12 protein-coding genes are annotated in these 12,635 nt (G+C 57.4%); 6 read left to right on the top strand and 6 right to left on the bottom strand.

Features of this window, described 5'->3' with window-relative positions; all coding sequences use genetic code 11:
- Nucleotides 1–47: 47 nt before the first annotated feature.
- Both KP708_RS04500 and dusB read right to left on the bottom strand, forming a co-directional pair.
- Nucleotides 48–776 (bottom strand): helix-turn-helix domain-containing protein, encoded by a 729-nt coding sequence (locus KP708_RS04500; RefSeq protein ID WP_215750599.1) that lies wholly within the window; start codon nucleotides 774–776, stop codon nucleotides 48–50.
- A gap of 21 nt (nucleotides 777–797) precedes the next feature.
- On the bottom strand, nucleotides 798–1,889 hold the full coding sequence (gene dusB / locus KP708_RS04495; protein WP_046901104.1) for a tRNA dihydrouridine synthase DusB: 1,092 nt from the start codon (nucleotides 1,887–1,889) through the stop codon (nucleotides 798–800).
- Nucleotides 1,890–2,017: 128 nt separating this feature from the next.
- On the opposite strand from dusB, the gene KP708_RS04490 reads away from it, so the two are divergent.
- Together KP708_RS04490 and KP708_RS04485 are read left to right on the top strand one after the other, a co-directional pair.
- Nucleotides 2,018–2,827, top strand: a complete 810-nt coding sequence (locus KP708_RS04490; protein WP_215750598.1) for an alpha/beta fold hydrolase — start codon at nucleotides 2,018–2,020, stop codon at nucleotides 2,825–2,827.
- Nucleotides 2,828–2,832: 5 nt separating this feature from the next.
- On the top strand, nucleotides 2,833–3,678 hold the full coding sequence (locus KP708_RS04485; protein WP_215750597.1) for a sugar phosphate isomerase/epimerase: 846 nt from the start codon (nucleotides 2,833–2,835) through the stop codon (nucleotides 3,676–3,678).
- 2 nt (nucleotides 3,679–3,680) lie between these two features.
- Here the strand turns inward: KP708_RS04485 and KP708_RS04480 are convergent, their stop codons facing one another.
- Nucleotides 3,681–3,896, bottom strand: coding sequence for a hypothetical protein (locus KP708_RS04480; RefSeq protein WP_064275151.1), 216 nt, complete (start codon nucleotides 3,894–3,896; stop codon nucleotides 3,681–3,683).
- 103 nt (nucleotides 3,897–3,999) lie between these two features.
- On the opposite strand from KP708_RS04480, the gene KP708_RS04475 reads away from it, so the two are divergent.
- The 4 genes from KP708_RS04475 (at nucleotide 4,000) to KP708_RS04460 (ending at nucleotide 9,676) form a co-directional block, all read left to right on the top strand.
- The gene (locus KP708_RS04475) at nucleotides 4,000–5,073 is read left to right on the top strand and encodes a quinone-dependent dihydroorotate dehydrogenase (protein WP_211503244.1); all 1,074 of its coding nucleotides are present in this window, start codon (nucleotides 4,000–4,002) and stop codon (nucleotides 5,071–5,073) included.
- Nucleotides 5,074–5,256: 183 nt separating this feature from the next.
- Nucleotides 5,257–7,632, top strand: a complete 2,376-nt coding sequence (locus tag KP708_RS04470; protein ID WP_215750595.1) for a DUF3772 domain-containing protein — start codon at nucleotides 5,257–5,259, stop codon at nucleotides 7,630–7,632.
- An 86-nt stretch (nucleotides 7,633–7,718) separates the two neighbouring features.
- Nucleotides 7,719–8,201: a hypothetical protein gene (locus KP708_RS04465; RefSeq protein ID WP_215750594.1), complete on the top strand. Its 483-nt coding sequence runs from the start codon at nucleotides 7,719–7,721 to the stop codon at nucleotides 8,199–8,201.
- 17 nt (nucleotides 8,202–8,218) lie between these two features.
- Nucleotides 8,219–9,676, top strand: a complete 1,458-nt coding sequence (locus tag KP708_RS04460) for a glycosyltransferase family 2 protein (RefSeq protein ID WP_215750593.1) — start codon at nucleotides 8,219–8,221, stop codon at nucleotides 9,674–9,676.
- 9 nt (nucleotides 9,677–9,685) lie between these two features.
- On the opposite strand, the gene KP708_RS04455 is transcribed toward KP708_RS04460, so the two are convergent.
- Genes KP708_RS04455 through KP708_RS04445 form a run of 3 tightly spaced genes read right to left on the bottom strand, consistent with a single transcriptional unit; the run spans nucleotide 9,686 to nucleotide 12,513 of the window.
- On the bottom strand, nucleotides 9,686–10,702 hold the full coding sequence (locus KP708_RS04455) for a zinc-binding alcohol dehydrogenase family protein (RefSeq protein ID WP_215750592.1): 1,017 nt from the start codon (nucleotides 10,700–10,702) through the stop codon (nucleotides 9,686–9,688).
- 18 nt (nucleotides 10,703–10,720) lie between these two features.
- Complete coding sequence (gene ubiM, locus KP708_RS04450) at nucleotides 10,721–11,905, bottom strand: 5-demethoxyubiquinol-8 5-hydroxylase UbiM (protein ID WP_215750591.1); 1,185 nt, start codon at nucleotides 11,903–11,905, stop codon at nucleotides 10,721–10,723.
- Between the two features lie 5 nt (nucleotides 11,906–11,910).
- Nucleotides 11,911–12,513, bottom strand: a complete 603-nt coding sequence (locus KP708_RS04445; RefSeq protein WP_215750590.1) for a nitroreductase — start codon at nucleotides 12,511–12,513, stop codon at nucleotides 11,911–11,913.
- Nucleotides 12,514–12,635: the final 122 nt, after the last annotated feature.

Raw genomic sequence — 12,635 nt, 5'->3', positions numbered from 1 at the left:
GTTGGCGCTTGTCAGTCGTCTCAGCACACGCCCCGGAGAAAAAGAACTCACTCGTCACTTCCCTTTGGAACCGTAATATCCAGTTCCCTGATTTTCTTGCGCAACGTGTTGCGGTTCAGGCCAAGCATGGCGGCCGCGCGAAGCTGGTTCCCGCCTGTTCTCCGCAGGACCATGGTGATAAGCGGTCGCTCCACTTCGCCCACAACACTCGCATGCAGATCGCCCGCATCGTTTTCCAGGCCGGTCTCGAAATACTCAGTTAACGGCCGCTCAAGCGCTCGCGCCAGCCCTCGTGGACGCTCATTTCCCGTCCCCGGCAGACGACAGACCGCACTGATGCGCTCAGGTCCGAGGCGCTGCGACGGCTCGAATGCGGCCAACCAGCGATGCAGACCGCTCTGAAAATTCCCCTGCCGCAGCAGAAGGGTCAGGTCATGCCTGCTGGCAGCAATCACACGCAGATCCGTCTCGGGACGTTCAATCTCCGCGACGAACCGGACCTGTAACGCAGGGCACAGGCAGTCAATCTCATCGACAAGCAGAGTCCCGCCCTGCGCCTGCTCGAACCAGCCGCTTTCACGCCCTCCGAACAGAGCATCTTCGCGTAGTGCACAGGGGGTAGCCGTTAGAGCAGCGACCACAAAAGGCTGCTGCGCCCGCGCACTATGCGTGTGCAGGCGACGCGCCACGTCCTGACGATCAAGCCGGGATGCCCCATACAGAAACATCGGACGGCATGCTTCATCCGCCAGCACGGGCTCAGCCTGCATCACCATCCCTGACTAAACCTTGGCCGGTCAGGCTGCTTCACTGCATCCATCACGCGGCATGCTGCCGGCTGGTCCGTTTTCACGGTCCCGGACAACGCCCGCTTCGATGTTCCGGTCATAGAACTCTTCCAGCATGGAGATTGCTTCCGGCGCGTTATCCACACGATTAATGGCGGAACGGAATGTTGCAGAGCCGGGCAGACCGCCGGAGTACCAGGACACATGCTTGCGCGCCAGACGCAGACCGGGGCGCTCCCCGAAATGATCCAGCATCATCCTGTAATGACGCAGAGCAATGGATTTTTCCGTTGCCAGATCCGGGTCTGGAACGTCCTGCCCGGTTTTCAGGGACTGAGCCACCTGTGCCGTGAACCATGGACGGCCATAACAGCCTCGGCCGATCATCACGCCATCCGCGCCAGACTGATGGAGCGCCTCTCGGGCATCACGGATCGTATTGATGTCGCCATTCACGATCACCGGCAGACCCACAGCATCCTTCACGGTCTTTACGAAACGCCAGTCTGCAGTTCCGTTATAGAACATCTGACGGGTGCGACCATGAACCGTCACGAGCCGGATTCCGCTTTCTTCCGCAATTTTCGCAAGCCGTGGTGCGTTGAGGGAGTCGTGATCCCAGCCCATGCGCATCTTGAGCGTCACGGGAACATTGACGGCCCGTGCCGTAGCCTCAAGAATCTTTCCAGCCTGCACTTCGTCCCGCATCAGGGCCGAACCCGCCATCTGGCCAATCGCGACCTTCTTCACAGGGCAACCAAAATTGATGTCGATGAGGTTTGCACCGCCATCAACCGCAATCTTCGCAGCCTGCGCCATCGCATCCGGATCACACCCGGCGAGTTGAACCGCATTCGGGCCATTCCCTGCCGAACGCGCCATGCGCATGGTGTTCTCGTTCTCCCGGATCATTGCCCAGGATGCGATCATTTCAGACACGACCAGCCCCGCACCAAGATCGCGCGCAAGCTGGCGGAACGGCAGATCCGTAACCCCTGAAAGCGGAGCAAGGATCACCGGATCTTCGATCACTACGCCCTGGCCAAGATCAATGGGCGCGAGAACGCGGTTCGGGGGAGCGGAAGAGGAGGAAGCTGTCATGACACTGTTAATTTACCGATGCACTCTCTCAAGCGCAAACGGTCCTTTGCCACGAAACCGTTAATGCCCCTGAAACGCTATCGACTTGCATCTCTTTCATACTTTGCAATGCGACGCAGGAGGTTTTCATGCCCCACATCACCGCGAGCGACGGAACACGCATTCATTACGAAGAACAGGGGCATGGACGCCCCCTCGTCCTGATCCACGGATGGACATTTTCTGGCCGGTTTTTCCACCGCAACGTCGAAGCCCTGTCCGAGCATGCACGTGTCATCACCATGGATCTGCGCGGACACGGACGCTCGGACAAACCAAAACACGGTTACCGCATCGCAAGACTAGCCGCAGACCTGCGAGACCTGATTGGTGCATTGAACCTCAAGGATGCGACCGTTCTGGGCTGGTCCATCGGGTGCCCCGTTATCTGGTCCTATCTGGAACTGTTCGGGCAGGATCGGCTCAGAAGCGCCATTTTCGTTCAACAGACGCCGAAACAGTATTACTCTCCGGAATGGAAGCTGGGTCACGCAACCTGCTACGATCAGGCCGGTCTGTCTTACCTTCAGCAGCAGGTTTTTCTGGATGCTGAAAACTTTGACCGCGGCAATCTGGCAGACTGCCTGAGCCAGAACATTCCAGAAGACGAGAAAGCGTTCCTGCTTCGGGAAATGGCCGCCAGCCCGGACTATGCCCGCGCCGCCATGATGGCCGATCACACCACACAGGACTGGCGGGACGTTTTGCCGCACCTCAACCTGCGATCCCTCATAATGGTCGCGGAGAAGGACAAAATCCTGCCCGCAGGGGGGCCAGCCTGGGTGGCCGATCATATGCCGAACTGTGAAGCCATTTTCTTTAAGAATAGCGCGCACATGGTCTTCATCGACGAAACCGAAAAATTCAATCGGACCGTTATCGAATTCCTGAAAGGCTGATTCCGATGTCCCTGCCCTTTCTGTTCGGTATGAACGAATTTACTACCCAGCCCTGGTCCTTCGAAGAAGACGTCGCACGCTACAAAGAAGAAGGCGTACAGGCCATCGAGATCTGCGAAGCGAAGCTGGACCCTGCACGCATCCATGAACAGATGACTCTTGCGGCCAACAGCGGCATGACCATCAGCGCCATTCAGCCTTCTGTCCGTACCTTCTTCGACAGCCGGATGGCCCCTGAACCAACCGACCCGGCCCAGCGTGCAGCATGCCTCAGGAAAAGCCTTGAGACTCTTGCGCCCTATGCGCCCGGCGCCGTTTTCGTCACCAACACAGGCGCTCCACCCAATGGGAACATGCATCGCGTCATGGATGAGACCGCACGTTATCTGCGAGACTTGTGCCCGCTGGCGGCTGATCTGGGCGTTTCCCTGTCGCTGGAGCCGCTAAATCCCACATCCGTCAATGTTGAGAGCGCAATCTGGACGATAGAGCAGGCCCTGGAGATCATTGATGGTGCTGGCCACCCAGCGATGGGCCTTTGCCTGGATTACTGGAACATCTGGCAACAAGACGACGTCTGTGGTGCCATTCGGAAAGCTGGCAAGAAAATCAACGTTCTTCAGGTGAGCGACTGGCGGACGCCATATTCTGCCACGGATCGGCTCATTCCCGGCGATGGCGTCATTCCTCTGCATGACATGCTTCGCGCCACCTGGGAGGCGGGCTTTCGTGGAGCCTGCACCGTCGAAATTTTCTCGTCAGAGGTTCCGGACAGTCTCTATGACGGAGATCTCGAGGCTCTTATCAGTCAATCACGCAAGGGACTGGAGAATGCCTGGAACAAGGCCTGACATCAGCCAGTCGGACCAATTTCCAGCCGATGCCGGGTCATGCCGGCATCCGTGATCACAAAACGACCGTCTTCGCGCAGGCGAACGAACCCCATGCGCTCCAGGCGCTCAAGGCAGGGCTGGTCACGTAGACCTGTTGGCCGCCCTGCATCGCCACAAAGCAGAAGTCGGTGCAGGGTCGAGCGGCAACATGTTTCTAGATAGGGTTCTTCCCACATTGTTTCGCGTCTATCGCGTCCCCATGCTCCCGCCAACCCCTCTCCCCTCACGTTCTGCCCCACCACGTGCACGCTGCTCAGGTTTGCGGTAAGGGAAAGACTCATGATTGATCTTGGAAAACTGGCCACGCCCCTCCTGCATCGCTTCGATCCGGAGACGGCGCACGAGCTTGCCATAAACTCCATGGCCCTTGGGCTGGGAGGGTCTGCTCCGAAAGACGTACCGGCACTTGCCACCCGCGCTTTCGGACTCCGCTTTCCGAACCCAATTGGTCTGGCTGCGGGTTTTGACAAAAATGCGCGCGCCGTTCGCCCCTTGGCCAAACTCGGATTCGGCCATGTGGAAGCGGGCACCGTCACACCACGACCGCAGCCGGGAAATCCCCAACCGCGCCTGTTCCGCCTGCCGGAAGACGGCGCGATCATCAATCGCATGGGGTTCAACGGCTGCGGGATTGACCGGTTCTGCCGCAATCTCGCACGCCTGCATCGCCCGATGCCTAATGGCCGCACACGCGGTGCGACAGTGCCTCTGGGCGCGAACATCGGCATTAACAAGATCGGCGCAGAGCCTCTGCGGGATTATCCGGAACTCGTCTCCCGCGTCAGTCCTTATGTGGACTACGTGACGATGAACCTGTCCTCACCCAACACACCCGGCCTGCGGGACCTTCAGTCCGCCCAGATGCTGACGGACCTGCTGAGTGCCATCAACACGCGCAACCCGGATCGTCTGCCTCTGCTGGTCAAGCTGGCCCCAGACATGGACGACAGCTCCTACGAGCCCATTCTTGAGGCTGCCATTGCGGGCGGAGCACAAGGACTAATCCTGACCAACACGACAATTGCCCGCCCAGCAAGTTTAACGAGCCCATTGGCGGCCGAGACCGGTGGCCTGTCTGGCAGGCCTCTGGCATCCCGGTCGCGCGAAGTTCTCAAGGTTGTCTCCAACCTGAACAAGGGACGCATCGCGCTCATTTCCTGCGGTGGTATCGAAACAGGAGAAGACGTGCTGGACCGTATCCGCATGGGGGCAGACATGGTCCAGATCTACACGTCTTTTGTGCTCCAGGGGCCCGCTCTTCTCAGTCGCCTTAAGACGGAACTTCTGGACGCCATGCGTCGGGAGGGGTTCGAAACCATTGCAGACGCACACGGGACGGCTCTTTCCGTCTGAAGCCTGCGTCTCGTTTCAAAATAGGGTCATCAATACCAGCGCCTTTGCCCAGTCCGGCAGAGGCGCTTTCTTTTGCTCGCCAGCCGAAAAAMCCCCGATCGTCGCCTCTGCAAGGCTTTCCTGAACCTTGTGGCTCTTCGGATCGTTAAAACCCAACATCAAAACCAGGAGTGAAAGCCCCACATGCAAGAGCCCCACCTCACAGGGCCGGAAACCCGCCGGCGAACCCGCTTCACATGCAGAAGCGCTTTCCTTGCCCTGACGCTCTTGTGTGGCGTACCGATCACAGGCCATGCCGCCCCCGCTGCGGCCCCACAGGCAGCACCAACAACAACCCAGAAAGCCGTTGTGGACAAGAACGGCGGTCTGGGCTGGACGGCCGTATCGGACACGATCAACCGCCAACTTGAAGACAGTTCAGCAACGCTGAAACAGATCCTCAATGTTCTTAACCGGACAGACGCCAATCTTGGTAGTACCGAGTTGGACAATCTGTCTGCGCGTGCTCAGCGTGTTCAGCAGAATACGCAGGATGCACTGACACAGATCCAGAACTACGACGACATCACGGACTCCTATCTTCAAATTCTTGGACCCAAGGCCGCAGAAAACGAAGACCCATCCGTCACGGAACAGCGTGCGCGACTGCAGCAGAACTCTCAGGGTGTGAAGTCCGCCCTGATGCGGTCCAAGCTTTACAATCTTCAGGCCAAGCAGCTCAATTCCGCCATCGCCACCCGTCGGACACGCCTGCAAAATGCAGCCCTGTCCGAGCGGACAGTATCTCCGCTGGCGCCCAAATTCTGGCATGCCCTCCTGACAGAGCGCCCGGAAAACAAGTCGTCGCTCCATGAAGACGGCGTGCTTTCAGCATGGATGATGCTCCTGATCGGCACGGCGGGCACATTGGTCCTGATCGGAATTGCTTCCCCCTTCATCCTGCGCCTTCTAAAGCGCGCTGGCGCCAAATTCCGTTCCTCTGCGGAGACTGGCGTAAAGGACGCGCTCGCCAGCAGCATCATCGCCATCACGCTCAATGGCATCCTTTGTGCATTGCTTGGAGGGCTTGCCTGGCTGATCTGGAGTGCTGCCGTACTGGATGCAGATGGCGGTCCGATCGCCGCCATTCTGGGAGAAAGCCTGCCGATCTGCGGCTTTATCATCGGCGCCGGCCTCCCCGTTTTCGGACGGAAAGGTGTTTTGGAGGGCAATCCCAATGAACGCCGTGCCCTCCGTGGCGTGGACTGGATGCTGGCGCTCAGCATTCTCGTCCTAAACCTGCTTCGCTCTTTCCGCGCTCAGGATGTCTTCGGCCCCACGCTTCAGACCGTCCTGGAAATGGCGTTCTCTCTGGCGATTGGCATCTGTGCAATCGACACCTTCCGCCGGTTGGGGAAGCAGGACGATACACGCCAGTTCGCACCCACCGCGCTGGGCCTGTCTTCCCTGATCTTCGGCATCTCGCTCATCGCCGTACTGCTGGGATATGTTTCCTTCGCATTCTCCCTGAACGGCTGGCTCCTGTCCTTGGGAACAGGCCTGGCCGTCGTTGTGCTTCTGGGTCTGTGCTGGCGTAGCATTCTGGATCATCTTTTTGATCCAGAGGGCCGCTTTAGTGCACGTCTGCACCCGCTCGGCCTGTCCTCGCGTCGCCTCACGCAGATCGGTGTTCTGCTCTCCGGCATCGGGAACATCCTGCTGCTGCTGCTGCTTTTCTCGATCGCTCAAACCGACGGAAGCTTCAGCATGGGTGATATTGGCAGCCGCCTGCGCCTGCTGTTCGTCGGCAATACCATCCATGGCGTAAAGATCTCGCTTGATACGGTCGTTCTCTGCGTCGTGCTGGTAAGCGTCGCTTACTACATCATTCGCCAGACAAAACACTGGATCAGAGATCGTTTCCTGCCCACCACGCAGCTTGATATCGGTGCCCGGACATCCATTCTGAGCATTTTCACATACTGCTCGTGGATCCTGGTTGGCCTTGGCATTCTGTCCATTGCAGGACTGTCTGTTCAGAACCTCACCTGGGTGGTGAGTGCGCTATCGGTGGGTATCGGTTTCGGCCTTCAGTCCATCGTACAGAACTTCGTCTCCGGCATGATCCTGATGGCAGAACGACCAGTCCGGGTCGGGGATATGGTGGAAATTGCGGGCGCCAAGGGTGACGTTAAGCGCATCAGCATCAGAGCTACGGATATTGGCCTTGGCGATGGTTCAACGCTGATTGTTCCGAACTCTCAGTTCATCACGTCCAGCGTCAAGAACTGTACCCTGTCCGGCTCAACAAGCGCTTTGACGCTGAACTTCAAGGTGCCAACCACGACCGACCTGGAAAAAGCCAAATCCCTGCTCATCGAGGTTGCGGCCCAGCGCTCTGAAATTCTGTCCAATCCTGCACCTGTGGTGCGGATCAGTGCGCTCGCAAGCTTTAGCCTCACCATGAGCCTGACCGTCCGGATCCTGTCTGCCCGGGACGCATCTGCCATACAGGATGCGATCCTGTTCGATGTTTTCCGCCGCTTCAATGCGGAAAATGTCACACTCACAACTGCCTGATATTTCCAAGTAGCCAGTGGAAAACCTCGCTTTTCCACTGGCCGTCCTTTAAGGTGTTGAGTGTCTGAACCGCAGGGACACAGACCGTGCCGCCATCACATATTTCCGGACACAACAGCTCAGGGCAGCTTTTTCATCTGCCCATTCGCGCGCGAATGCTCGCCGTCACCGAAGCTGCCGCTTATCTGGGACTGTCACTCCGTCGACTAAGACTGCTTTCCATGCTTGGAGCAGGCCCAGAGCGCGGTCATATGCCGAATGGGAAGCCCGCATACCGCCGGGAAGACCTCGAAAACTATCTCGTCCAGCTTTATGGCAAAGCCGATATTTCCGGCACTGAAATGGCTCGTCGTCGGGCCGAATACGCCAATCAGCGTAATTCCAGCCTTGAGCGACTGCAGACAGACCCCAAGGCTCCTCTTCCCCCACCGGACCCCTTCATGATGATGGCCACGAATGGGGAAGTGTGCCAGCATATGGTGTTTTTTATCCTGAAGGTCATGGCCATTTTTGGCTTTATCCTTCTCTGCATTTCACCCACACCGCTCCTGCGTACCCACTTTAACTGAGTCGAAATCAGCCCTGTATGAAAGTTGCCGTTGTTGCCATCGTCCGCGATGAGGTCTCTGATATCCTCTGGTGGCTCGGCTGGTATGTCAGTCTTGGTGTGGATACCATCATCATCTTCGATGATGGTTCGAAAGATGGGACAGATCGCGTTATTACAGACGCAGCCTGTGTGCATGATATCCGCCTCTACCGCATCGATAGTGATGGCGGCTCTCATATAGAAAGACAGAAACAGGTCTATCTTGAAGCCTTGGAACACCTCAAAGGTGAGTTTGACTGGGTCGGCTTTCTGGATGCGGATGAGTATGTATTTTTCCCGAGCCACAAGACCATTCATCAGTTCCTGAGCGAGATGGACGATGATGTTGGTGCGGTTGGAATCAACTGGTGCAATTACGGCAGTTCAGGCCATGTCATCAAACCACGTGCTCCGGCCTTTCATGCCTTCACGCATCACTACAAACCTGAGATCTACATAAACCGTCACGTCAAATCCTTTGTCCGCCCCGATCGATGGAGTGGAGAATGGTGCAATGTTCATTATTTCGACGTTGCCCCTTATCGCTACGTCAACGACGCCAGACAGGACATTGAGTGGTCTGACACGCTAGGCATCACGGACCGCATTCCAGAATGGAAAAGCGCGAAAGTCATGCATTACCAGCTCAGAAGCATGGAGCATTACGTAGAGCGCACAAAACGCCGCAAAGACGTTCAGTATGGTATGCAGGCCTTCACAGAGGCAGATTATAACGATCTCTATGATCCAACGCCTCAACGTAAAACAGACATTATCCGCGGATGGGCTCGCAATGTCGTTCGCCAAGGCCATGCACGAATTCTTGATGCTCTTCCGAAAACTGAGCGCTTAGCCCCGCTCCCTCCCGCGACACCCACACTGCATGCATTTACACTGACGCCCCTGGGCGGTGGTCATATCTGCGTCCGTGACACCAAGGCGTCAGTTACCGATCAAGCGTCAACAGACCCTTTGCTGCTCGCGATAAGAATTGGGGAAGCGACCTCCCGCGTTTTTCTGGCCGCCATTGGTGCTGATGGCAATCCAGCTCCAGTCAACCTGGACGGCAATCTGCATCTGCTCGATTTTTTGCCTTATGACGTCGTGCCTACAACAGAGGCAGGATCTGTGGCCCTGCGCCAGGCAGACTGTAATCTTTTCCTGAGTGCGACCCCGCATGTTCTGGGTGGGCAGGTCACGTCGGATCGGCGCGAGGTCAAGGAATGGGAGCTTTTCCAACTCTGCTCCCTTGAGGACGAAACCGCTGCAAATGCCATTCTAACCGGCCCTACACTCAGCTTCGCAAGACTGGCCCTGTCTCAGCCGGTTTCTCTTGCTGCCATCAGTTTTCTGGCCAAAGAGAATTTGCGACTGACAGTTTCTGTGCTGCCTCTACTAATGGACTTTCTGGATGATACGGAACGTCAGATGCTGGAAGCCAAACTCCCAGCCTGACAGAAGTTCTCAGTCTGGAAAGACTGACAGCACGACCTTCCCAATTCCCTTCCCGCTTTCCAGAAGTTCATGCGCCAGACGTAGGTTTTCCAGCGTGATAGGACCGAGCGTCTGATGCAGCGTGGTTCGGAGTAATCCTGCATCGACCAGCGACGCAATCTGCCCAAGAATTCGCCCTTGCACAGACATGTCTGGCGTATTGAAGGCTGGACGCGCGAACATATATTCCCAATGGACGGAAAGCGATTTTCGCTTGAAGGGCATGATATCAAATTCACCCGGATCGTCGATCATGGCCAGCGCACCCTGCGGGGCCAGCGCGCGAACAATCGCATCCTTGTGCTGCCCAGTCGCCGTTAGACCGGCCACATACCGTACATGTGGAAGACCAATCCGGGCGAGTTCCTGATCGAGCGGACGACGGTGATCAATGACATGATGCGCGCCCATGGATTTGCACCATTCCACGGTCTCCGGCCGGGATGCTGTCGCAATGACCTTCAAGCCAGTCAGACGACGAGCAATCTGCGTCAAAATTGACCCGACGCCCCCAGCGCCACCAATAATCAGAAGGGCATCCGGGCTTTCCATTTGCCCGGCCGTGAGGCCCAGACGGTCGAACAGCAACTCCCACGCCGTTAAAGCGGTCAGAGGCAAAGCGGCCGCTTCGACATCCGTCAGGCTTTCCGGGGCACATGCAACGAGGCGCTCATCAACCGCCTGAAAGCGGGCATTACTGCCCTGACGAAGATTGCTGCCAGCGTAGAAGACCCGATCGCCAGCACGAAACCCGCGAACCTGACCACCCGTTGCCACAACCCGCCCCACGGCATCGTAACCCAGAACGCGTGCTTCTCCTTCAGGGGGAGCGACAGACCGGAGTTTTGTATCAACCGGGTTCACGGAAACAGCCGAAATTTCAACGATAACATCCCGTGGGCCCGGCTCAGGGGTCGGAATATTCAATTCCACGAGCGCATCTGTTTCTTCGATGCGGGTCGCACGGGTGTGTCCGAAAGCTTTCATGACGGCTCCGCAAGGTACTCAGGAATTACGATCCATCAGCATGCTTGTCACAGCTGATTTGAAGGGAAGAAGGCGGTTAGCAACGGCCAGACCCAACTTTCTGGCAGCCAGAAATGGCGTCTCATCACGCGTATAAACTGTCGCGATCGCATTGGTTGCAGCAAACAGGGGCGCCGTCGCCATACGATGCGTCCGGGCGAACTTTGACAGTACGCTAGGGGACCCCGCGTCTCCAGGCCCATCGGCGATGGCACGCGCGAGCGTTTCCTGTCCTTTAAGACCCAGATTGAAGCCATGGGCCGTAATAGGATGCATCCCCACGGCAGCATCCCCGATCAAGGCAAAACGCGGCGCATGAAAGCGATGAGCATAGACTGCTTTCAAAGGATAGGAACACCGCGGGCTCTCCAGCTCCATGGGACCCATTCGTCCCTGCGTCCGCTCGGTGATCTCGGCGTTGAATGCCTCGGCATCCAGCGTCTTCAGTCGGGCAATCTCATCGTTTTCCAAGGTCAAGACGAGTGAGGACGAAGCCCCTTCACGTCCGTCAGGAGCGATAGGCAACAGGGCAATTGTCTGTCCCTCGTCAAACCACTGAAGCGCGGTATGAGCATGGCTTTCCGGATGATGCATCCGACAGACCAGAATGCTCCGGCCAAAATCATGAATGATTGCACCGATGCCCGCATTGTCGCGCAATCGCGAGAAGCGTCCATCTGCTCCGACCAGAAGATCAGCAGTCAGTTCCGTACCATATGTCAGTGTTACAGAGGCGGACTGCGCGTTGTGTCGTGCCGTCTCAATCCCTGCCCCGGCGCGGATTTCGAGGCCCGGTGTCCGCTCTGCCACACGGTACAGAGCCCGGCGGATCAGATGATTGGCAACAAGATATCCAAGTGCGTCAGGGCCATCGGCTGGCGCATCGAACAGAAGCGGTGGGCTACCTGCCGCACCTGTTTCAATGCGCGCGGTGTGCATAGGGCAGATGGATGTTGCTGGAATCTCAGCCCAGGCTCCTGCATCTTTCAGCCAGTTTGCGGCGTGATGCGTCAGAGCAATTTCTCGCCCGTCAAAAGGCGGATCAGCCAGAACAGATACTGGCGAGCGCTCAATGACACAGACCCTACGGCCATCCCGGGCAAGAGAAATGCCACAAGCCAGACCGACCGGGCCGCCACCCGCAACAATCACATCATACCGCATTCTGTTCAGCCTGCGTCTGCATCAAATGTAATGGGCTCGCCTTTCCAGACGGCCATATACTCTTCGATGTCCGGGCGCTTGCGCCCCTCGACCGGCTTTTCCGGCGTTCCGACGAACAGGAAGCCTGCAAGACGATGCGGATCTTTCAATCCAAGCGATTCGAGAAGCGCGCGGTCTTCGCAGAAAGGTCCTGTGACCCAAACCCCGCCAAAGCCTTCGGCGTGCAAAGCGTTAAGAATATTCATCGCCCCCGCAGCCACGGACATTTCCTGCTCGATGACCGGAATCTTGCCGTCAGGGACAATATGCATCCCCAATGCAATAATCATGGGCATGTTGGAGAAACGATCCCGGCGCTTTTCCTTCTTGGCAGAGGGGGCATCGGGCTCCTGCCGTTCCATGGCTTCCAGCACTACCTGGGCAAAGGCCTCCCGATGCTTTCCTTTAATGACCGTGTAGCGCCACGGTCGCATCCGGCCATGATCCGGCGCTCGCAAACCTGCCGACAGGATATTGCGTAGCTGCTCGCCCTTGGGGGTCGGCTCAACGAGGTTATCGGTCGAGGCGCGGGAGAGAAGGAAGTCGAGGGAGGAGTGATGATGTGCCATGGCCCAGATATGGCGCGATCAGCCGCATCCGCCAAGGGGGCGACAGAGTCTCGCCCCAACTCTTGAAGACAGGTGACAGTCTTCTCGTTCTGCGGCACTCTAGGGGCCTTCTTTTTCATCCT

Source organism: Gluconobacter sp. P5H9_a (assembly GCF_018812085.1).
Classification (GTDB): Bacteria; Pseudomonadota; Alphaproteobacteria; order Acetobacterales; family Acetobacteraceae; genus Gluconobacter.
This window is presented reverse-complemented; position numbering and strand designations above follow the sequence as displayed.

Bases quoted from the DNA above. Each gene is read 5' to 3' on its own strand.
- KP708_RS04500 (WP_215750599.1), bottom strand. From the start codon at position 776: ATGGTGATGCAGGCTGAGCCCGTGCTGGCGGATGAAGCATGCCGTCCG.
- dusB (WP_046901104.1), bottom strand. From the start codon at position 1,889: ATGACAGCTTCCTCCTCTTCCGCTCCCCCGAACCGCGTTCTCGCGCCC.
- KP708_RS04490 (WP_215750598.1), top strand. From the start codon at position 2,018: ATGCCCCACATCACCGCGAGCGACGGAACACGCATTCATTACGAAGAA.
- KP708_RS04485 (WP_215750597.1), top strand. From the start codon at position 2,833: ATGTCCCTGCCCTTTCTGTTCGGTATGAACGAATTTACTACCCAGCCC.
- KP708_RS04480 (WP_064275151.1), bottom strand. From the start codon at position 3,896: ATGTGGGAAGAACCCTATCTAGAAACATGTTGCCGCTCGACCCTGCAC.
- KP708_RS04475 (WP_211503244.1), top strand. From the start codon at position 4,000: ATGATTGATCTTGGAAAACTGGCCACGCCCCTCCTGCATCGCTTCGAT.
- KP708_RS04470 (WP_215750595.1), top strand. From the start codon at position 5,257: ATGCAAGAGCCCCACCTCACAGGGCCGGAAACCCGCCGGCGAACCCGC.
- KP708_RS04460 (WP_215750593.1), top strand. From the start codon at position 8,219: ATGAAAGTTGCCGTTGTTGCCATCGTCCGCGATGAGGTCTCTGATATC.
- KP708_RS04455 (WP_215750592.1), bottom strand. From the start codon at position 10,702: ATGAAAGCTTTCGGACACACCCGTGCGACCCGCATCGAAGAAACAGAT.
- ubiM (WP_215750591.1), bottom strand. From the start codon at position 11,905: ATGCGGTATGATGTGATTGTTGCGGGTGGCGGCCCGGTCGGTCTGGCT.
- KP708_RS04445 (WP_215750590.1), bottom strand. From the start codon at position 12,513: ATGGCACATCATCACTCCTCCCTCGACTTCCTTCTCTCCCGCGCCTCG.